This window comes from Streptomyces sp. NPDC002835, assembly GCF_053591995.1.
This window is the reverse complement of record NZ_JBSFUW010000001.1, coordinates 206,067-226,708: the sequence shown is the minus strand read 5'-3', so window position 1 is coordinate 226,708 and position 20,642 is coordinate 206,067. Positions and strand designations below refer to the sequence as shown.

At 70.9% G+C, this 20,642-nt stretch carries 14 protein-coding genes; all 14 read left to right on the top strand.

Going from position 1 to position 20,642, the window contains the following annotated elements:
* Positions 1-51: 51 nt before the first annotated feature.
* The 14 genes from ACWD01_RS01050 to ACWD01_RS00985 all read left to right on the top strand — a co-directional run bounded on the left by ACWD01_RS01050 (position 52) and on the right by ACWD01_RS00985 (position 20,540).
* Positions 52-1,977 carry a TIGR03960 family B12-binding radical SAM protein gene (locus ACWD01_RS01050; protein ID WP_451156745.1) on the top strand — a complete coding sequence of 642 codons (1,926 nt, stop codon included), beginning with the start codon at positions 52-54 and terminating at the stop codon, positions 1,975-1,977.
* 83 nt (positions 1,978-2,060) lie between these two features.
* Entirely contained in the window at positions 2,061-2,594 is a 534-nt protein-coding gene (locus ACWD01_RS01045) for a GNAT family N-acetyltransferase (RefSeq protein ID WP_451156743.1), read from the top strand.
* 15 nt (positions 2,595-2,609) lie between these two features.
* Positions 2,610-3,788, top strand: coding sequence for a hypothetical protein (locus ACWD01_RS01040; protein WP_451156741.1), 1,179 nt, complete (start codon positions 2,610-2,612; stop codon positions 3,786-3,788).
* Positions 3,789-3,912: 124 nt separating this feature from the next.
* Positions 3,913-4,692: a TIGR03936 family radical SAM-associated protein gene (locus tag ACWD01_RS01035; protein WP_451156739.1), complete on the top strand. Its 780-nt coding sequence runs from the start codon at positions 3,913-3,915 to the stop codon at positions 4,690-4,692.
* A 233-nt stretch (positions 4,693-4,925) separates the two neighbouring features.
* Positions 4,926-9,266, top strand: coding sequence for an Rne/Rng family ribonuclease (locus tag ACWD01_RS01030; protein ID WP_451156737.1), 4,341 nt, complete (start codon positions 4,926-4,928; stop codon positions 9,264-9,266).
* Between the two features lie 665 nt (positions 9,267-9,931).
* Positions 9,932-10,252 carry a 50S ribosomal protein L21 gene (rplU, locus tag ACWD01_RS01025; protein WP_147986440.1) on the top strand — a complete coding sequence of 107 codons (321 nt, stop codon included), beginning with the start codon at positions 9,932-9,934 and terminating at the stop codon, positions 10,250-10,252.
* Between the two features lie 14 nt (positions 10,253-10,266).
* The gene (gene rpmA / locus ACWD01_RS01020) at positions 10,267-10,521 is read left to right on the top strand and encodes a 50S ribosomal protein L27 (RefSeq protein ID WP_005317677.1); all 255 of its coding nucleotides are present in this window, start codon (positions 10,267-10,269) and stop codon (positions 10,519-10,521) included.
* 115 nt (positions 10,522-10,636) lie between these two features.
* Positions 10,637-12,073 carry a GTPase ObgE gene (gene obgE, locus ACWD01_RS01015; RefSeq protein WP_451156734.1) on the top strand — a complete coding sequence of 479 codons (1,437 nt, stop codon included), beginning with the start codon at positions 10,637-10,639 and terminating at the stop codon, positions 12,071-12,073.
* A gap of 496 nt (positions 12,074-12,569) precedes the next feature.
* On the top strand, positions 12,570-14,069 hold the full coding sequence (locus ACWD01_RS01010) for a D-ribitol-5-phosphate cytidylyltransferase (protein WP_451156732.1): 1,500 nt from the start codon (positions 12,570-12,572) through the stop codon (positions 14,067-14,069).
* A gap of 140 nt (positions 14,070-14,209) precedes the next feature.
* On the top strand, positions 14,210-16,288 hold the full coding sequence (locus ACWD01_RS01005) for a hypothetical protein (RefSeq protein WP_451156730.1): 2,079 nt from the start codon (positions 14,210-14,212) through the stop codon (positions 16,286-16,288).
* Positions 16,289-16,709: 421 nt separating this feature from the next.
* Positions 16,710-17,777: a glucose-1-phosphate thymidylyltransferase gene (locus tag ACWD01_RS01000; protein WP_451156728.1), complete on the top strand. Its 1,068-nt coding sequence runs from the start codon at positions 16,710-16,712 to the stop codon at positions 17,775-17,777.
* Positions 17,774-18,760, top strand: a complete 987-nt coding sequence (gene rfbB, locus ACWD01_RS00995) for a dTDP-glucose 4,6-dehydratase (RefSeq protein WP_451156726.1) — start codon at positions 17,774-17,776, stop codon at positions 18,758-18,760. The genes ACWD01_RS01000 and rfbB overlap by 4 nt, the downstream gene beginning before the upstream one ends.
* Positions 18,761-18,789: 29 nt before the next feature.
* Positions 18,790-19,650 carry a dTDP-4-dehydrorhamnose reductase gene (gene rfbD / locus ACWD01_RS00990; RefSeq protein WP_451157337.1) on the top strand — a complete coding sequence of 287 codons (861 nt, stop codon included), beginning with the start codon at positions 18,790-18,792 and terminating at the stop codon, positions 19,648-19,650.
* 95 nt (positions 19,651-19,745) lie between these two features.
* Positions 19,746-20,540, top strand: coding sequence for a class I SAM-dependent methyltransferase (locus tag ACWD01_RS00985; RefSeq protein WP_451156724.1), 795 nt, complete (start codon positions 19,746-19,748; stop codon positions 20,538-20,540).
* Positions 20,541-20,642 lie beyond the last annotated feature (102 nt).

Here is a 20,642-nt window from a genome sequence, read left to right as displayed (position 1 = left end):
GGGTACGGGTACGCTTGAGAGTCGCCCCCTTGTCAGCCCAGATAGGTTTCCATGTCTGCCGAGTCGGTCTTCCCACAGCTCGAAGCGCTGCTTCCGCATGTGCAGAAGCCCATCCAGTACGTCGGCGGTGAGCTCAACTCCACCGTCAAGCCCTGGGAGTCCTGCGACGTCCGCTGGGCCCTCATGTACCCGGACGCCTACGAGGTCGGTCTGCCCAACCAGGGCGTCATGATCCTCTACGAGGTGCTGAACGAGCGCGAGGGCGTGCTCGCCGAGCGCACGTACAGCGTGTGGCCGGACCTCGAGGAGCTGATGCGCGAGCACAAGGTGCCGCAGTTCACCGTGGACAGCCACCGGCCCGTCGGCGCGTTCGACGTGTTCGGCCTCAGCTTCTCCACCGAGCTCGGCTACACCAACATGCTCACGGCCCTCGACCTCGCGGGCATCCCGCTGGAGTCGAAGGACCGCACGGTCGACCATCCGATCGTGCTGGCCGGCGGGCACGCCGCGTTCAACCCCGAGCCGATCGCGGACTTCATCGACTGCGCGGTCATCGGCGACGGCGAGCAGGCCGTGCTCGACATGACCGCGATCATCCGCGCCTGGAAGGCCGAGGGCCGCCCGGGCGGGCGCGAGGAGGTCCTCTTCCGCCTCGCGAGGACCGGCAACGTGTACGTGCCGCGCTTCTACGACGTGGAGTACCTGCCCGACGGCCGCATCGGCCGCGTCGTGCCCAACAAGTCGGGCGTGCCGTGGCGGGTCTCGAAGCACACCGTCATGGACCTCGACGAGTGGCCCTACCCGAAGCAGCCGCTGGTCCCGCTCGCGGAGACCGTCCACGAGCGGATGTCCGTCGAGATCTTCCGCGGCTGCACCCGCGGCTGCCGTTTCTGCCAGGCCGGCATGATCACGCGCCCCGTACGGGAGCGAAGCATCACCGGCATCGGCGACATGGTCGACAAGGGTCTCAAGGCCACCGGCTTCGAGGAGGTCGGCCTGCTGTCGCTGTCCTCCGCGGACCACAGCGAGATCGGCGACATCGCGAAGGGCCTCGCGGACCGGTACGAAGAGGACAAGATCGGCCTCTCGCTGCCCTCGACCCGCGTCGACGCGTTCAACGTCGACCTGGCCAACGAGCTGACCAGGAACGGGCGTCGCTCGGGCCTGACCTTCGCCCCCGAGGGCGGCTCCGAGCGCCTGCGCAAGGTCATCAACAAGATGGTCTCCGAAGAGGACCTGATCCGTACGGTCTCCACCGCGTACGGCAACGGCTGGCGTCAGGTGAAGCTGTACTTCATGTGCGGTCTGCCCACCGAGACCGACGAGGACGTCCTCCAGATCGGCGACATGGCGGTCAAGGTCATCGCCGAGGGCCGCAAGGTCTCCGGGCAGAACGACATCCGCTGCACCGTGTCCATCGGCGGCTTCGTGCCCAAGCCGCACACGCCGTTCCAGTGGGCGCCGCAGCTGAGTGCCGAGGAGACCGACGCGCGGCTGGAGAAGCTGCGCGACAAGATCCGCGCGGACAAGAAGTACGGCCGGTCGATCGGCTTCCGCTACCACGACGGCAAGCCCGGCATCGTCGAGGGCCTGCTCTCGCGCGGTGACCGCCGCATCGGCGCGGTCATCCGCGCCGTCTACGAGGACGGCGGCCGCTTCGACGGCTGGCGTGAGCACTTCTCGTACGACCGCTGGATGGCGTGCGCCGCCAAGACGCTGCCGGACTTCGGCGTCGACGTCGACTGGTACACCACGCGTGAGCGTACGTACGAAGAGGTCCTGCCGTGGGACCACCTGGACTCCGGTCTCGACAAGGACTGGCTCTGGGAGGACTGGCAGGACGCGCTCGACGAGACCGAGGTCGAGGACTGCCGCTGGACGCCGTGCTTCGACTGCGGCGTCTGCCCGCAGATGGACACGCAGATCCAGATCGGCCCGACGGGCAAGAAGCTGCTTCCGCTGACCGTCGTCAAGTAGCGCCCGCCACCCGGCTCGGGGGACGGCCCGGCCACAGGGAGACCTGTGGCCGGGCCGTCGTCCGTTTCGGCGACAATGGGACGGTGCCGCAGCTCATCGCCCCTCATACCCGGGTCCACGCCTCGCTCCTCGACGCGCTCGCGGAGTTCGCCGCGGACGGGACCGAGGCGCACGTCGTACACCCGCACGAGGTCGCGGAGTTCGGCGGCGTCTGGCACCGGCCGGACGGCTTCGCCGGCTATGTCGCACGGCTGCGGGCGGAGGCCCTTGAGGACGGCCCGCGGCCCGAGCACTGGGTGCCGCACACCGTGCTCTGGTACGTCGACGGCGACACCTTCCTCGGCCGGCTCTCCATACGGCACCGGCTCTCCCCGTTCCTGCTCGAGTTCGGCGGCCACATCGGCTACGCCGTGCGGCCCGGCGCCAGACGGCAGGGACACGCCACGGCGATGCTGCACGACGCCCTTCCGCACGCCCGGCGGCTCGGGCTCGGGTCCGTCCTGCTCACCTGCGACCACGACAACATCGGATCCCGCCGGGTCATCGAGGCGAACGGCGGTGTGTTCGAGGACCGGCGGGGCGAAAAGCGCAGGTACTGGATCCGAACAGGCCTCTGACGCGTCCTTCCTGGCATGGACTCGGAGAAACCGTCGCAGGCGACCGTGGAGCGGCGCCACGGTGCGCACCCCGCACCGCAGGGGTACGAGCCGGGTGACGGCTGCCTCGCGCAGGTCATCCGCATTCCGGTGCGCGTCGTGGTGGTGCTCGTCGTCATCCCCGTACGGATGGTGTGGGACGTCCTCGCGCTCTGCGGCCGGGCCGTCGAGCGGGTGCTGCTGAGGCCGCTGGGGCGGGCGCTGGCGTGGGTCTTCGAAGAGGTGATCACCCCCGTCGCGCTCGCCGTGGCCTGGCTGGCGGTCGTCGTCGGCAAGGCGCTCTTCTACTGGCCGTGGGTGGGGTTGTGGCGGTATGTGGTGGTGCCGGTGGTGCGGTACGGGCTGGTGGTGCCGGTGGTGTGGGTGTACCGGCAGTTGCTCACCCCGCTGGGGCACGGCGTCGCGTGGCTCATCGAGCGTCTGCTCGTCGCGCCGGCGCGGTGGGCCTGGGCCACGCTGCTCGTCCCGCTCGGCCGCGGAATCGCGGTGGTGTTGGGGTGGCTGGTCACGGCGTTGTTCTACTGGCCGTGGGTGGCGCTGTGGCGGTATGTGGTGGTGCCGGTGGTCCGGTACGGGCTGGTGGTGCCGGTGGTGTGGGCGTACCGGCAGTTGCTCACCCCGCTGGGGCATGGCGTCGCGTGGGTGGTGCGGGCCCTGGGGCACGGCCTCGCCTGGCTGGTCAGGACGCTGCTCGTCGCTCCCGTGGTCTGGCTGTACCGGTACGTCCTCGCCCCCGTCGGCCGGGAGATCGCGGCGGCGGTCGGCGTGGCCTGGCGTATCGCCGGATACGTCTCCCGCGCGGTCGGCCGGGGGCTGAAGTGGCTCGCGTGGCACCTGGTGGGCCGCCCGGTGCGCTGGGCCTACCGCGAGGTGTGCACTCCGGTCGGACACTTCGTGCGCGACGCGGTGTGGCGACCGGTCGCCGAGGCCGCCGTGCAGGCCGGCCGCGCGGCCCGGGCGGCGCTCGCGACGGCCGGCGAAACGGTGCGCCAGGCACGGCGTGACGCCTGGCGCGCGCTGATCGGCGCGCCCCGCCATCAGCGTCCCCTGGTGGGTACGGCCGCTCAGGCGCGTAACCTGGGTGGCAGACAACAAGCACAGACCGTTCCCGGCGCGGCGGCCGAACCCGAGATCTCCCTGCACAAGCAGGGGTGAACCGGTCCGGCCCCCGGGGAGCACCCCACACGTTGAGGGCGGCGCGCCACCCGCGCCCGCTCCACACCGAGGAGAAGAACCACTGGGCAAGCGACAGCCCGAAGGCCCGCCGCCCGCACCTGCGGTGCAGCGCATCCGACTGCGCTACACCAAGCGCGGCCGCCTCCGGTTCACCAGCCACCGTGACTTCCAGCGCGCCTTCGAGCGGGCGTTGCGCCGTGCCGAGGTGCCCATGGCGTACTCGGCGGGCTTCACCCCGCACCCGAAGGTGTCGTACGCCAATGCCGCACCCACCGGCACGGGCAGCGAGGCCGAATTCCTGGAGATCGCCCTCACCGACCACCGCGACCCGGACAAGCTGCGCGAGCTGCTCGACGAGTCGCTGCCGGCCGGTCTTGACATCACCGACGCCGTCGAGGCTCGTGTTCCGGGCCTCGCCGACCGGCTCACCGCCTCCGTGTGGGAGCTGCGTCTGGAGGGTGTCGAGCCCCGGGACGCCGAGAGCGCCGTGGCCGCCTTCCTCGCCGCCGAGACCGTCGAGGTCCAGCGGAAGACGAAGAACGGCATGCGAACCTTCGACGCCCGTGGCGCCGTGGCCGGCCTCGAGGCTGGTCCCGCGGCGTCCGATAGGAGCGGGGACGGGCCCTGTGCGATACTGCGCCTGGTTGTTCGGCACGTGACACCTGCCGTACGACCCGACGACGTCCTGTCCGGTCTCCGAGCTGTGGCCGACCTGGCGCCGCCGGTCCCCGCAGCGGTGACCAGGCTGGCGCAGGGGCTCTTCGACGAGGAGTCCGGCACGGTGACCGACCCGCTCGCGCCCGACCGCGAGGCAGCCCCGGCCGCTACACCCACGGCCGTCGGGACCGCTTCTGCGACGGCGCCGGAAGGTCCCGCCGCGTAAGGACGGTCGTCGTAGCGCGGCTCTTGCACTCGGGAGCCACCAGGGTCGGGCCGCGCGATGACACAGGAGACTTTCGCCAGGCCGTACGTACATCGCGTACGGAACCGGCGAGCCAGACATCAGCTCCCGTGCGGCGCCCGCGCCCCGGACGGCGGCACCGCGCACATGACGCGGGCCGCGGCCGGACCGGATTCAGGCGCGGCGCCCGGGAGCGTGACGGGAGAACCGCCCGCATGCTCGAGCCGAACGAAACCGGCACTGCCGGTAACAACGACAACAACGAAGACAACAACAGCCCCAGCGACACGCTGCCGCCGCGCCGCAGGCGCCGCGCCGCGTCGCGTCCGGCGGGCGCGCCGAAGGCGGTCGAGACCGCGGAGGGCGTCGACCAGGTGCAGGCCGCCGAGGCCGTGATTCCGGCCGTGGCCGCCGTGGGCGCCGTGGTGGAAGCCTCCGACGAGGCTGCCGAAGAGGCGACGCCCGCAGAGCCGGAGGCCGCGGAGGCGGCCCAGGTGGCGCAGGCCGTGACCGACGCGCCGCGTGCACGTCGTCGTGCGACGCGTAAGGCGACGGCTCCGGCCGGTTCGCCGCAGGTGGCGGCCGAGGGTGTTGAGCCGGATGCGGCCGAGGCTGCTGAGGTTTCGGCGCCGCGGCGTCGTCGTCGGGCGTCCGCCCCTGCGGGAGCGCCGGTTGCTGCTGAGGCCGAGGCGCCTGAGGTGGTCGCGGAGGCGGCTGCCGAGGAGGTGCCCGCGCCGCGTACCCGTCGTCGTGCGACCCGTAAGGCGACGGCTCCGGCCGGTTCGCCGCAGGTGGCGGCCGAGGGTGTTGAGCCGGATGCGGCCGAGGCTGCTGAGGTTTCGGCGCCGCGGCGTCGTCGTCGGGCGTCCGCCCCTGCGGGAGCGCCGGTTGCTGCTGAGGCCGAGGCGCCTGAGGTGGTCGCGGAGGCGGCTGCCGAGGAGGTGCCCGCGCCGCGTACCCGTCGTCGTGCGACCCGTAAGGCCACGGCTCCGGCCGGCGAGCCGAACGTGACCGAGGCCCGCGGTGACGAGGCCGAGCCCGCCGGAGCTGCGGCCGAGGAGACCCCCGCGCCCGCCACGACGGAGAGCGCCGCCCCCCGCCGCGCCCGTCGCCGTGCGTCCGCCCCGGCCGGTGCGCCGAAGGCCGTCGAGGTCGAGACTGTCGAGCCCGAGGCCGTAGAGCCCGAGCTCACCGAGGCCGAGGCCGACGAGGAGGAGGCCGCCGTGGCCGCTGTCAGCGAGGAGCCCGAGGCCGCAGCCGACGAGGAGACGCCCGCACGCCGCCGTACGCGGCGACGTGCCTCCGCGCCCGCCGGCGCCCCCAGGGCCGGCGCCGCAGAGGCCGAGGCCCCCGAGGCCGAGGCCGACGAGGAGGAGGCGCCCGCGCCGCGCACCCGCCGCCGGGCCGCCCGTAAGGCCACCGCCGCCGCAGGCGCGCCCAGGGCGGCCGACGAGGAGACGGCGGACGCGGGCGAGAGTCTGCCCGAGAGCGCCGTCGCCCAGATCGCTGCCGAAGGCGCAGAGGTCGAGGCCGCCGAGAAGGCCGCGACCCGTGGCCGCACGCGCCGCCGTGCCGTGTCGCCCCAGTTCACCGCGCAGCAGGCCGAGGAGACCGAGGAGACGGCCGCCAAGGGCGGTCGCGCCGGCCGGCCGGCCGTACCGACCTTCCGTGCGCCCGTCTTCACCGAGCCGATGTTCCAGACCCCGGAGACGGCCGCCGCGGCTGCCGCCGCCGAGAGCGGTCCGGAGCCGCAGGAGGAAGAGGAGCCCGTCGTCGAGGCGGCCGCTCCCGAGCCCGCGGGCCGTCGTCGCCGCCGCCGTCGCGGCGAGCCGGCGGAGCCCGTAGAGGCCCCGGCGCCCGTGGCCGAGACCGCCCCGGCCGAGGACGAGACCGAGCCCGAGCAGGAGGAGGCCGCCGAGGGCGAGGAGCAGGACGAGTACGAGGACCGCCCCTCGCGCCGCCGTCGCCGTGGAGGCCGTCGCCGTCGCCGTGGCGAGGCCGCGGAGGCCGACGAGAACGCGGACGAGCGGGCCGACGAGACCGGCACCGAGACCGAGGCCGCCCACGAGGAGGGCGACGAGGAGGACGAGGACGAGTCGGGCACCCCGTCCGCCGCCGGCACCAGCAGCACCCGTCGCCGCCGGCGTCGTCGCCGTCGCAGTGGTGACGGTGGCGCCGCGGAGGGCGAGACGGGCGCCGACGACCCCGAGCGCACGGTCGTCAAGGTCCGCGAGCCCCGCAAGAAGGAAGAGCTCGGCACCGGCGCGGACGAGGTCCAGTCCATCAAGGGCTCGACCCGTCTCGAGGCGAAGAAGCAGCGCCGCCGCGAAGGCCGCGAGCAGGGCCGCCGCCGGGTGCCGATCATCACCGAGGCCGAGTTCCTGGCGCGCCGCGAGGCCGTCGAGCGTGTGATGGTCGTCCGCCAGAGCGGCGAGCGCACCCAGATCGGCGTCCTCGAGGACAACGTGCTCGTCGAGCACTACGTCAACAAGGAGCAGGCCACCAGCTACGTCGGCAACGTCTACCTGGGCAAGGTCCAGAACGTGCTGCCGTCCATGGAGGCCGCGTTCGTCGACATCGGCAAGGGCCGCAATGCGGTCCTGTACGCCGGTGAGGTGAACTTCGAGGCCCTGGGCATGGCGGGCGGCCCCCGCCGTATCGAGGCCGCCCTCAAGTCCGGCCAGTCGGTCCTGGTCCAGGTGACCAAGGACCCGATCGGCCACAAGGGCGCCCGCCTCACCAGCCAGGTGTCCCTGCCCGGCCGCTACCTGGTCTACGTGCCCGAGGGCTCGATGACCGGCATCAGCCGCAAGCTGCCCGACACCGAGCGCGCACGGCTGAAGACCATCCTCAAGAAGATCGTCCCCGAGGACGCGGGCGTCATCGTGCGCACCGCCGCCGAGGGCGCGAGCGAGGACGAGCTGCGCCGCGACGTCGAGCGTCTGCAGGCCCAGTGGGAGGACATCCAGAAGAAGGCCAAGGGCGGCGGCAGCTCGAACGCGCCTTCGCTGCTCTACGGCGAGCCGGACATGACCGTCCGTGTCGTCCGCGACATCTTCAACGAGGACTTCACCAAGGTCGTCGTCAGCGGTGACGAGGCGTGGGAGACCATCCACGGCTACGTCGCGCACGTGGCGCCCGATCTCGCGGACCGGCTGCAGCGCTGGACCAGCGAGACCGACGTCTTCGCGGTCCACCGGATCGACGAGCAGCTGATGAAGGCGCTGGACCGCAAGGTCTGGCTGCCGAGCGGCGGTTCGCTGGTGATCGACAAGACTGAGGCCATGGTCGTGGTCGACGTCAACACCGGCAAGTTCACCGGCCAGGGCGGCAACCTCGAGGAGACCGTCACCAGGAACAACCTGGAGGCGGCCGAGGAGATCGTGCGTCAGCTCCGGCTGCGCGACCTGGGCGGCATCGTCGTCGTCGACTTCATCGACATGGTGCTGGAGTCCAACCGGGACCTGGTCATGCGCCGGCTCCTGGAGTGCCTGGGCCGCGACCGGACCAAGCACCAGGTCGCCGAGGTGACGTCGCTGGGTCTGGTCCAGATGACCCGCAAGCGGGTCGGTCAGGGGCTGCTGGAGTCCTTCTCCGAGACCTGCGTCCACTGCAACGGCCGCGGCGTGATCGTGCACATGGAGCAGCCGACGTCGGTCGGCGGCGGTGGCGGCAAGCGCGCGAAGAAGCGCGGCCGTGGCGGCGCGCAGGAGCAGGCGGAGCCGCAGCCGGAGACCACCGAGACCGAGAGCGAGGCCGAGGTCGCCGCCGAGGTGGCGGAGCCGGTGGCGCTCGCCGAGCCCGAGTTCATCCCGGACGAGGAGCTGTACAGCAGCGCGGCGGAGGCCGAGGCGGCAGCCACCCGCGGCCGTGGCCGCCGCCGGGCCACCCGCAAGGTGTCCGCCCCGGTCGGCACGCCCAGGGCGGCGGAGCCGCAGGAGCCCGCGGAGCGGGCTGTGGAGCCGCAGGCCGAGGTCCCCGCGCCCGAGGAGGCCGCGCCGGCGGAGGAGGCGGCCCCCACGGGCCGTACCCGCCGCCGCGCGACGCGGAAGGCGTCCGCTCCGGCGGGCCCGCCCGTGACGTCCGAGCCGACCGTCGTGGAGACGACCGTCACCGCGCCGGCCGAGCCGCAGCCCGAGCCCGCGGAGGCGGCCCCCGCCCCCGCCGCCGAGGAGGCGCCGGTCGTGGCGCCGCCGCGTGCGCGCCGCCGGGTGACCCGCAAGGTGACGGCTCCGGCCGGTTCGCCGTCGGGCGCCGAGGAGGCCGCGGTCGTCGTGGTCGAGGCTGAGCCGAAGGCGGCCGAGCCGGAGGATGTGGCCGCGAAGGCCGACGAGACCGGAACCGAGGCCGAGACCGAGGCCGCGGCCCCGGCGGCCAAGAAGGCGGCCCGCAAGACCGCCAAGAAGGCCACGGCGAAGAAGGCGGCGGCGAAGAAGACGACCACCGCCAAGAAGACGGCTGCGAAGAAGACGACGGCGAAGAAGGCTGCCAAGAAGACCGTCGCCGCCGAGCAGACGTCCACGCCGGGCGTCTCGTCCACCGCGTCGGACGAGTAGGGCGGGGCAGCACGACACACGGCCGGCGGTGGGCCTCCCGAGGGGGAGGTCCACCGCCGGCCGTGTGTCCGGGTTCCGTCAGCGCCGCCCGAGCGCCCTGCGGACCTTGCGGCATGCCCGGTCGGCGAAGAACGGGAGCGGTGCGAGAGCCCCGGGCCTCCGGAGGCGCACGACGCGGCAGCAGGGCGCCGGCGAACGGGCGGCGTCTTGGCCCTCGGGGCCGTGGCGGTGACCCGGGTGACCGGACCTTGCCCACGCGGACCTCGAGCACGAGCCGGCACTCAACCCCGGCCGGCGCCCCGGGCAGCGGCGGCGCTGCCCGGCCGTCGCACGGACGCGGTCCGGCGGCGGCACCCGCACGCGCGGCCGGATCGGTGCCGGGGCGGCCGCGGCCGCTCCTCCGCGTCGAGACCTACGATGCGCGCCGACGGGACCCGGGGTGAGCCCGTGGGGCCGTACCGGCCCGGGCCGGGCCGGCCGGTTTGACCCGCCGCGACGCGGTCCGTAACCTGGACCCTCGGCGTGTTTCCTTCATTGCGCCCACTCCTGAGCACCTCCCTCCCGGTCCGCCGGGAGAGGCCGCTCGTCCATTCGGATCACACGGGCCCCGGCCCGTTCGAACGGCTGGCATCAGGAGTTTCGTTCCGAGCGAGAGAGAGATCCGCGTGTACGCCATCGTGCGCAGCGGTGGTCGCCAGCACAAGGTTGCTGTCGGCGACATCGTTGAAGTTGACAAGATTTCCACTGCCCAGGTTGGCGACACGGTCGAGCTCTCGACCCTGCTCGTTGTCGACGGCGACGCCGTGACCAGCGACCCGTGGGTGCTGGCCGGCATCAAGGTCACGGCCGAGGTCGTGGACCACCACAAGGGCGCGAAGATCGACATCCTTCGCTACAAGAACAAGACCGGCTACCGCCGCCGCCAGGGTCACCGTCAGCAGTACACGGCGATCAAGGTCACCGGCATCCCCGCGGCTGCGAAGTAAGGGACTGAGGAGAGATGGCACACAAGAAGGGCGCATCGTCCACCCGGAACGGTCGCGACTCCAATGCTCAGCGGCTCGGCGTGAAGCGCTTCGGCGGTCAGGTCGTGCTCGCCGGTGAGATCCTGGTCCGCCAGCGCGGTACCCACTTCCACCCCGGGGCCGGCGTCGGCCGCGGCGGCGACGACACGCTGTTCGCGCTGCAGCCGGGTGCGGTGGAGTTCGGTACCCATCGTGGCCGCAAGGTCGTGAACATCGTTCCGGTCGCCTGACCGAACGTATCCGAGGGGCGGACCTCACTTCCCGTACGGGAAGCGGGTCCGCCTTTCGTGTGTTGTAGAGACAGACATTACGTACACATCACCCCTCATCACTGGAGGCACTTCCATGACAACCTTCGTGGACCGCGTCGAGCTGCATGTCGCCGCGGGTAACGGAGGCCACGGCTGTGCCTCCGTTCACCGGGAGAAGTTCAAGCCGCTCGGCGGCCCCGACGGCGGCAACGGCGGCCGTGGCGGAGACGTGATCCTGGTCGTCGACCAGTCGGTCACCACACTGCTCGACTACCACCACAGCCCGCACCGCAAGGCCACCAACGGCAAACCGGGCGAGGGCGGCAACCGCTCGGGCAAGGACGGTCAGGACCTGGTCCTGCCGGTCCCCGACGGCACCGTCGTCCTCGACGGACAGGGCAACGTCCTCGCCGACCTGGTCGGTCAGGGCACCACCTTCGTGGCCGCGGAGGGCGGCCGCGGCGGCCTCGGCAACGCGGCCCTCGCGTCGGCGCGCCGCAAGGCGCCCGGATTCGCGCTGCTCGGCGTGCCCGGGCAGGCCGGCGACGTGGTGCTGGAGCTCAAGACGGTCGCGGACGTCGCGCTGGTGGGGTACCCCAGCGCCGGCAAGTCGTCGCTGATCTCCGTGCTCAGCGCCGCCAAGCCCAAGATCGCGGACTATCCGTTCACCACCCTCGTACCGAACCTGGGCGTCGTCACCGCGGGCTCGACCGTCTACACCGTCGCGGACGTCCCCGGCCTGATCCCGGGCGCCAGCCAGGGCCGCGGCCTGGGCCTGGAGTTCCTGCGCCACGTCGAGCGCTGCTCGGTGCTGGTGCACGTCCTGGACACCGCGACGCTGGAGTCCGACCGTGACCCGGTCTCCGACCTCGACGTCATCGAGGAGGAGCTGCGGCAGTACGGCGGCCTCGACGACCGGCCGCGGATCGTCGTCCTCAACAAGATCGACATCCCGGACGGCCAGGACCTCGCCGACATGATCCGCCCGGACCTGGAGGCGCGCGGCTACCGCGTGTTCGAGGTGTCCGCGGTGGCCCACAAGGGTCTGAAGGAACTGTCCTTCGCGCTGGCCGAGATCATCTCCGAGGCGCGGGCGGCCAGGCCCGTGGAGGAGGCGACCCGGATCGTCATCCGGCCCAAGGCGGTCGACGACGCCGGCTTCACGGTCCGGCAGGAGGAGGACCGCCTCTTCCGCGTGCGCGGCGAGAAGCCGGAGCGCTGGGTGCGACAGACCGACTTCAGCAACGACGAGGCCGTCGGCTATCTCGCCGACCGGCTGGCCCGCCTCGGTGTCGAGGCGGAGCTGATGAAGGCCGGGGCCCACGCGGGCGACGGTGTGGCCATCGGTCCCGAGGACAACGCGGTCGTCTTCGACTGGGAGCCGACGGTGATGGCGGGTGCGGAGATGCTCGGCCGCCGCGGCGAGGACCACCGCTTCGACGCGCCGCGCCCGGCGGCTCAGCGGCGACGCGACCGCGACGCGGAGCACGACGAGGCGCTGCAGGAGTACGAGGGCTTCAACCCCTTCTAGCCTGCGGACGCTTCACTGACATTGGCCCGGAGATCGTCTCCGGGCCAATCTCATTCACACCGTCCACGGCATCGGCGGCACCATCCGCACGACGTACCGTGCTGCACGCGGTGCGGGGCCGGGCTCCCGCCGCCGTGCGGATCGGGCCGGAGCGCGTGACTCACCGTCACCACAGGGCGGCGCTGCGGGAGAAGCGGTGCGCGCCGGATGAGAAGACCATGAGAATCGGGCCGGTGCCGGACGACGCGGCACAGGTGAAGAAGACCGGCCCTGAACGTAGTTGACCTCCCACGACCCGCTCTTGGGTGATTCATGCCACTCAGTTGTGTGGTGTCCGTCACTCCCGGGTGGCCGTCCGGCCCGGTCAATTCCCCTGATCACCCGGTGAACAGCCGGTTTCTCGGAGCAGTTACCCGGGCGACACCTGCCTTGCGGTTCGGTAACGGAGGGTGCAACCATCGGATTTGTTCCCCAGCCCTCGCAAGGTAGGTCGTCTGTGTCTGTGCAGCACATAGCCAAACCCCGAACCACAGCAGTCGTGCTCGCCGGCGGGACCGGTCAGCGCGTGGGCCTGTCCATCCCCAAGCAGCTGCTGAAGATCGCAGGCAAGGCTGTCATCGAGCACACGCTGTCGATCTTCGAACGGGCCGACTCCGTCGACGACATCATCGTGCTGATGGCTCCCGGTTATGTGCCGGACGTCGAGAAGATCGTGGCCAAGGCGGGGCTGACCAAGGTCGTCAAGATCATCGAGGGCGGCTCGACGCGCAACGAGACCACCGAGCGCGCCATCGCGGCACTGGGTGAGGGCCTGGGCGAGGGCGAGGACTGCAACGTCCTGTTCCACGACGCCGTGCGACCGCTGCTCTCCGACCGGGTCATCAAGGACTGCGTCGACGCGCTGGACCGCTACCAGGCCGTGGACGTCGCCATCCCGTCCGCGGACACGATCATCGTGACCCGGACCCACGGCGAGGACGGCGAGTTCATCACCGACGTCCCGGACCGCTCCCGGCTCCGCCGCGGCCAGACGCCCCAGGCGTTCAAGCTGTCCACGATCCGCAGGGCGTACGAGGTGGCCGCGGGCGACCCGAACTTCCAGGCCACCGACGACTGCTCGGTGGTGCTCAAGTACCTGCCGGACGTGCCGATCTACGTCGTCGCGGGCGACGAGTACAACATGAAGGTCACGCAGCCGGTCGACGTCTTCATCGCGGACAAGCTCTTCCAGCTGGCCTCCACCGCCGCCCCGCGCCAGGCCGACGAGGCCGCCTACCGCGAACTGCTGGCGGGCAAGACCTTCGTCGTCTTCGGCGGCTCCTACGGCATCGGTGCCGACATCGCCAGGCTCGCCGAGTCCTACGGCGCCAAGGTGTACGCGCTGGGCCGCTCCACCACGGGCACCCACGTCGAGAACCCGGAGCACGTCGACGAGGCCCTCGCCACGGCGTACGCCGAGAGCGGCCGCATCGACTACGTGGTCAACACCGCGGGCGTCCTGCGCATCGGCAAGCTCGCGGAGACGGACAACGCGACCATTCAGGAAGCGCTGAACGTCAACTACCTGGCACCCGTCCAGATCGCCCGGGCGTCGCACAAGTACCTCGCGGAGACCCAGGGCCAGCTGCTCCTCTACACCTCCAGCAGTTACACCCGAGGCCGGGCCGAATACAGTCTGTACTCCTCCACCAAGGCCGCCATGGTGAACCTCACCCAGGCCCTGTCGGACGAGTGGGCCGCCGACGGCATCCGCGTGAACTGCGTGAACCCGGAGCGCACCGCGACTCCCATGCGCACCAAGGCGTTCGGCGCGGAGCCGGCCGGTTCGCTGCTGTCCTCGGAGGCTGTCGCGCGGACCTCGCTCGACGTACTGCTCTCCGAACTGACGGGGCATGTCATCGACGTCCGTCAGCAGGATCCGACCCGTGGAGCCTCCGCGGCGTCGGGCTTCGAGCAGGCCCTGGCATCCGTCCTGGACCGCCAGGAAGATGTGTAATAATTCTTGATAATCATTTCTCTGGGCCTCTGTAGTCGCCGCGTTTCGCGCAGCACTTCGGGGGCCCGAGTTCGTGGAGGTTTGCCTTCACACCTTCTTCGCAAGGCGAAACTGTCGGTACCCCCAGGAGCAGGTGCTTCGTGATTTCGAAAGCCATTCGCTTGGCTCGCGTGGGTAGCGGATCCGAGCTGGCCGCGGCATTCCTGCTGGCGCTGGGATTCCCGTGCGTCATGCTCGCCGCGATAATTCCCGATCTCTGGTTCTTCACGGCGGCCGTGGCAGTGACGTATCTGTCCGACCGGTTTCTGCACCAGCGTTCCAGCTATCTGATCAACCGTCTCGCCAAGGTGCGGGCCGGTCTGTCCATCAGATTCCTGCTGCGCCAGCTGCTTCTCGTGCTGCTGATGGCCCGGACGGGGCTCGCGGACCAGCGGGTCTTCTACGTGGCCGTCGCCTGCCTGCTGGTCTTCTACGGCCTCCAGGCGCCGCACGGCGCGATGGTCACGCTGCTGCGGCTGCGCCGCAAGCTGCCGGTCGTCACGCGTAACGTCGATCTCTCGGGATACGTGCACATCCCCGACGCCCCGCCGCGGCGGCTGCTCGACCGGTCCGCGGAGAAGATGCTTCACCTGGACGTCTTCGCGCTGCTGGGCGTGCTCGCGGCGATCGAGGCCGACGTCCCCGCGTTCGCCTACGCGGGCCTGGCGCTCACCCTCGCCCTCGCCGTCGGGTACCTGGCCCTGCTCCTGCCGTATCTGCGGCCCAGCAGGCTCGTGCCGCCGGCGGACGAGGTCCTGAAGGGCGTCGACAAGTGGCTGACCGACTACCGGCCTACCGTGATGATGTACTTCTCGGGTTCCGCCGACTCCGCGTACCAGATCAATATGTGGCTGGAGACGATGTCCCAGCTCCAGGGCCGGCCGATCATCTTCCTGCGTGAGCGCAACATCGTGCCGCAGCTCGCCCCCACGTCGGTGCCGGTGGTCTGCGTGCCCGGCAGTGTGCACCTGATGAACCTGGACCTGTCCTCCGTGCGGGTCGCGCTGTACGCCGCCAACGTCGGCAAGAACATCCACATGCTGCGGGTGCCGACCATGAAGCACGTCTTCATCGGCCACGGCGACAGCGACAAGCTCGCCAGCGTCAACCCGTTCAGCAAGGCGTACGACGAGGTCTGGACCGCCGGCCGCGCGGGACGCGACCGGTACGCGCTGGCCGACGTCGGAGTGCGCAGCGAGGACATCGTCGAGGTGGGCCGCCCGCAGCTCGCCCCGATCAGGACGGGCAACACGAGGACCGGAAACCCCATTCCGACCGTGCTGTACGCCCCCACCTGGGAGGGCTGGGACGACAACCCGGGCAACACCTCCCTGCTGCTGGCCGGCGAGAACATCGTCAGGAAGCTCCTCGAAGCGCCGGAGCCCGTGCGGGTCGTCTACAAGCCGCACCCCTTCACCGGCACCCGCAGCTTCAAGGCCAAGGCCGTCAACGCCCGGATCGTCGAGATGATCGAGCGGGCCGCGGCGGCACGCGCCGCTGAACCCCGCTGGGTGAAGGAGGCTTCCTCGCACCTCGCGGAACAGGCCGAGGCGGCTGACGAACTGCGGCGCATCGAGGCCCGGCTCGCGGAACTGACCATCGGGACCGGCGAGGGCCAGGACGAGGCGGAGGGGTCCCGCGACTCGCTGCCGGACCCGGCGCGCGAGGCGGAGGCGGCACGGCTGCGGGACGAGTGGAACACCGCTTACTGGCGCTCCTTCGGATGGTGGGAGCACAGGGTCGTCACCGGGCCCGCCCCGCGGCTGTACGACTGCTTCAACGAGTCGGACGGCATGGTCTCCGACATCTCCAGCGTCGTGTCCGACTTCATCGCCAGCGGCAAACCGTACGCGGTCACCGACTCGGCGGGCCTCGGCAAGGACGAGTTCAAGCGGCAGAACACGGCCGTACGGGCCGCGGTGATCCTCTCCAACAGCGCCGAAGAACTCGACGAGTTGCTGGCCGCGGTCGCCGACCCCGCCGCCGACCCCCTCGCCGAGGAGCGCCGGATCCTCAAGGAGTACCTGCTCGGACCCGACGAGCCGTCGTCGATGGAGCAGTTCGACACCGCGGTGCAGAACCTGGCCGCGAAGTCACTGGCCCGCAACACGGGTGTCGAGCAGCGGCTGGCCGAGCCCGAGCAGGCGCCCGGTTTCGACGACACGCCGGTGGGCGGCTGAGAGAAGTTCCCGGCCCGGCGGCCGGCTCCTGAACGGGGGTGGCCGCCGGGCCGGTTTTCGCTCCGGCCGGCGTATGCGGATGCGTCGTTCCGTACAGGCCGCGGGCGTTGTGTCTCCGGGGCTGTCGCGGCCGGCTGCGACTGCTACCGCCTCGTCGCCGGGGGCGCCGGTAAGCACGCGGCGCGGCGGGGAAGTTGTTCGCCGCGTCTCCGTGCCCGACTCGTCGGGCAGTCGGCGCATCATGCCCGCCCGTCACTGTTTTCTCACGTGCGCAACCGACTGTGGGAAGGGCTCGGCGGAATCCGCGAAAGCCGGGTGTCCGCAGACCCCGCCGACGGCGGGTCAAGCTTGACAATGGGTAAAATCGAGCGGCCGGGGCGATGGCCGCTCGGGAAACAAGACCCAATCGAGGACAGAAATCGTGAAGGCACTCGTACTCTCTGGTGGAGCGGGCACACGTCTGCGCCCCATCACCCACACCTCGGCCAAGCAGCTCGTTCCCGTCGCCAACAAGCCGGTGCTCTTCTACGGTCTGGAGGCGATCGCCGAGGCCGGGATCACCGAGGTCGGTGTGATCGTGGGCGACACCGCCGAAGAGATCCGCGAAGCTGTCGGCGACGGCTCCCAGTTCGGGATCAAGGTCACCTATATCCCGCAGGACCAGCCGCTGGGCCTCGCGCACGCCGTGCTGATCGCCCAGGAATTCCTCGGCGACGACGACTTCGTGATGTACCTCGGCGACAACTTCATCGTCGGCGGCATCAGCGGTCTGGTCGACGAGTTCCGCGCCGAGCGCCCCGACGCGCAGATCCTGCTCACCAAGGTGCCGAACCCGACCTCGTTCGGTGTCGCCGAGCTGGACGACGCCGGGCGCGTCGTGGGGCTGGAGGAGAAGCCGAAGGAGCCCAAGAGCGACCTGGCGCTGGTCGGTGTCTACCTCTTCACCCCGGCCGTGCACGAGGCGGTGCGCTCCATCGAGCCGTCCTGGCGCGGCGAGCTGGAGATCACGCACGCCATCCAGTGGCTCATCGACGAGCGGCGCGACGTCCGTTCCACGACGATCGCCGGCTACTGGAAGGACACCGGCAACGTCACCGACATGCTGGAGGTCAACCGCTCGGTGCTGGAGGGCGTCGAGCCGGTCGTCGAGGGCACGGTCGACGAGAGCAGCGAGATCATCGGCCGGGTCAGGATCGAGGCGGGCGCCGAGGTGACCGGCAGCCGTATCGTGGGTCCGGCGATCATCGGCGCCGGCACCGTGATCAGCGACGCCTACGTCGGCCCGTTCACCTCGGTCTCCGAGGGGTGTCGGATCGAGGACAGCGAGATCGAGTACTCCATCGTGCTGCGCGGCTCCTCGATCACCGGTGTGCGCCGCGTGGAGGCGTCCCTCATCGGCCGTGACGTCGTGGTCACGCCCGCTCCCCGCAACCCGTCCGCCCACCGGCTCGTGCTCGGTGACCACAGCAAGGTGCAGATTTCCTCATGACCACGAAGATCCTGGTGACCGGCGGAGCCGGCTTCATCGGTTCCCACTACGTCCGCACCGTCCTCGGCCCCGGAGGGCCCGGTGACGTCGCCGTCACCGTGCTCGACAAGCTGACGTACGCGGGCAACCCGGCCAACCTCGACGAGGTCCGTGAGCACCCCGGCTTCGCCTTCGTGCAGGGCGACATCTGCGACCCCGAGCTGGTCGGCAAGCTGATGGCCGAGCACGACCAGGTGGTGCACTTCGCGGCCGAGTCGCACGTGGACCGGTCCATCGACGGCGGCGCCGAGTTCGTCCGCACCAACGTCGTGGGCACCCACACGCTGATCGACGCCGCGCACCGCGCGGGCGTGCAGACCTTCGTACACATCTCCACCGACGAGGTCTACGGCTCGATCGACGAGGGCTCCTGGCCGGAGACCCACCCGCTGGAGCCGAACTCCCCGTACTCCTCCGCCAAGGCGTCCAGCGACCTGATCGCCCTGTCGTACCACCGCACCCACGGCCTGGACGTGCGCGTGACCCGGTGCTCCAACAACTACGGGCACCACCACTTCCCGGAGAAGGTCATCCCGCTGTTCATCACGAACCTGCTCGACGGCAAGAAGGTCCCGCTGTACGGCGACGGCGGCAACGTGCGCGACTGGCTGCACATCGACGACCACGTCCAGGGCATCGAGCTGGTCCGCACCAAGGGCCGCGCGGGCGAGGTCTACAACATCGGCGGCGGCACCGAGCTCTCCAACAAGGAGCTCACCGGGCTGCTGCTCGAGGCGTGCGGCGCCGACTGGGACACCAGCGTCGAGTACGTCACCGACCGCAAGGGCCACGACCGCCGCTACTCGGTCGACTGCGCGAAGATCCGCGAGGAGCTCGGCTACGTGCCCCGCAAGGACTTCGCCAAGGGCCTCGCGGAGACGGTCCAGTGGTATCGCGACAACCGCGCCTGGTGGGAGCCCCTGAAGGAGCGTGCGGCGCTGTGAGCGCGTGGCTCGTGACCGGCGCCGGCGGGATGCTGGCGCCGGACGTCCTGGAGCGGCTGGCCGCCGACGGCATCGAGGCCGTCGCCGCCGGCCGTGCCGACCTGGACATCACCGACGCGGATTCGGTCCGCGCGGCCATGGCCGCGCACCGGCCGGCCGTCGTGGTCAACTGCGCCGCGTGGACGGACGTCGACGGCGCGGAGACCCAGGAGGAGGCCGCCCTCGCGGTCAACGGCGCCGGCCCCCGGGTGCTGGCCGAGGCGTGCAAGGAGGCGGGAGCGGTCCTGCTCCACGTCTCCACGGACTACGTCTTCGCCGGCGACGGGACCGAGCCCTACGCCGAGGACGCCCTCACCGGGCCCCGCAGCGCGTACGGGCGCACCAAGCTGGCGGGCGAGCGGGCCGTGCTGGAGCTGCTTCCCGACACGGGCCACGTGGTCCGGACGGCGTGGCTGTACGGCGCGCGAGGTGGGAACTTCGTCCGCACCATGATCAGGCTGGAGGCGGTCAAGGACACCCTCGACGTCGTCGACGACCAGCGGGGCCAGCCCACCTGGACCGCCGATCTGGCCGACCGGCTGGTCCGGCTCGGAAAGGGCGCGCTGGACGGCACCGTCAAGGCGGGCGTCCACCACGGCACGAGCAGTGGTGAGACGACCTGGTTCGGGTTCACCCGGGAGATCTTCCGGCTGCTGGGCGCGGATCCCGAGCGGGTGCGGCCGACGACGAGCGCGGCCTTCGTCCGGCCCGCGCCCCGGCCTTCGTACAGCGTGCTGGGCCACGAGGGATGGCGGGAGACGGGAATCGAGCCCATCCGCGACTGGCGCGAGGCGCTCGCGGAGGCGTTCCCCGCGCTGGTCGCGGCGGAACGAGGGAGTGACACACACTAGGTTACTCATCGGTAGATGTTTACCTGCAGGCCAGGTACCGGCTAACTTCGCTGGGAATCAATCAAGTTGAGATTCCCAGCGAAGGGCACCACCAGGTGGACCGCCATACTTTCCTCCGCCAGCTGCACCGTATTTACAAGCCCCGGACATATCTGGAGATCGGGGTCAACGACGGCCGTAGCCTGACGCTGTCCCGCGTTCCCTCGATCGCGGTGGACCCGGCCTTCCGGGTCGTCTCGGAGCTCAGTTGCGACGTGCACCTGGTGAGGGCCACGAGCGACGACTTCTTCGCGCGTCGGGACCCTTTGCTGCATTTGCGCAACGGGCGCAATCCGTTCCGCGCGCTCGCCCGCAGGGATCCGTTCAATCTGATGGGCGCCGATCCGAAGCTGGAGCTGTCCTTCATCGACGGCATGCATCTGTTCGAGTTCGCGCTGCGCGATTTCATGAACGTCGAGAAGCACTCCCGCTGGTCGAGCGTCATCGTTCTTGACGACATGCTGCCCCGCAACGTCGACGAGGCCGCACGCGACCGGCACACCAGTGACTGGACCGGTGACGTCTTCAAGGTCGCGACGGTGCTGCGCAAGTACCGCCCCGACCTCCTGGTGGTCGAGGTGGACACCCAGCCCACCGGTGTCGTCGCGATCTTCGGCGCGGACCCGGAGAGCACCGTGCTCCAACGCTCGTACGACGAGATCGTCAAGGAGTACATCACTCCCGACCCCCAGGAGATTCCGGAGGAGGTGCTGGTCCGCAAGAGGGCTGTGCAGCCCGAGGAACTGCTCGGAGCGGCGTTCTGGTCGGACCTGGTCCGCGCCCGGAACCTGCGCCGGCCCCGGTCGGCCTTCACCTCGCTGCGCGGCAGGATTCCTGGCTCCGGCAACTGATCGGCTCGCTCTCGGGGCAGTCGCCGGGGCTTCGGCGGCTGCCCTCTGCTGCCTGATCGGACTCTTCGGGGCGCGATAGTCTGTCTCTCCTGTGCTCCCGCA

Bases quoted from the DNA above. Each gene is read 5' to 3' on its own strand.
- ACWD01_RS01050 (WP_451156745.1), top strand. From the start codon at position 52: ATGTCTGCCGAGTCGGTCTTCCCACAGCTCGAAGCGCTGCTTCCGCAT.
- ACWD01_RS01040 (WP_451156741.1), top strand. From the start codon at position 2,610: ATGGACTCGGAGAAACCGTCGCAGGCGACCGTGGAGCGGCGCCACGGT.
- ACWD01_RS01030 (WP_451156737.1), top strand. From the start codon at position 4,926: ATGCTCGAGCCGAACGAAACCGGCACTGCCGGTAACAACGACAACAAC.
- rpmA (WP_005317677.1), top strand. From the start codon at position 10,267: ATGGCACACAAGAAGGGCGCATCGTCCACCCGGAACGGTCGCGACTCC.
- obgE (WP_451156734.1), top strand. From the start codon at position 10,637: ATGACAACCTTCGTGGACCGCGTCGAGCTGCATGTCGCCGCGGGTAAC.
- rfbB (WP_451156726.1), top strand. From the start codon at position 17,774: ATGACCACGAAGATCCTGGTGACCGGCGGAGCCGGCTTCATCGGTTCC.
- rfbD (WP_451157337.1), top strand. From the start codon at position 18,790: ATGCTGGCGCCGGACGTCCTGGAGCGGCTGGCCGCCGACGGCATCGAG.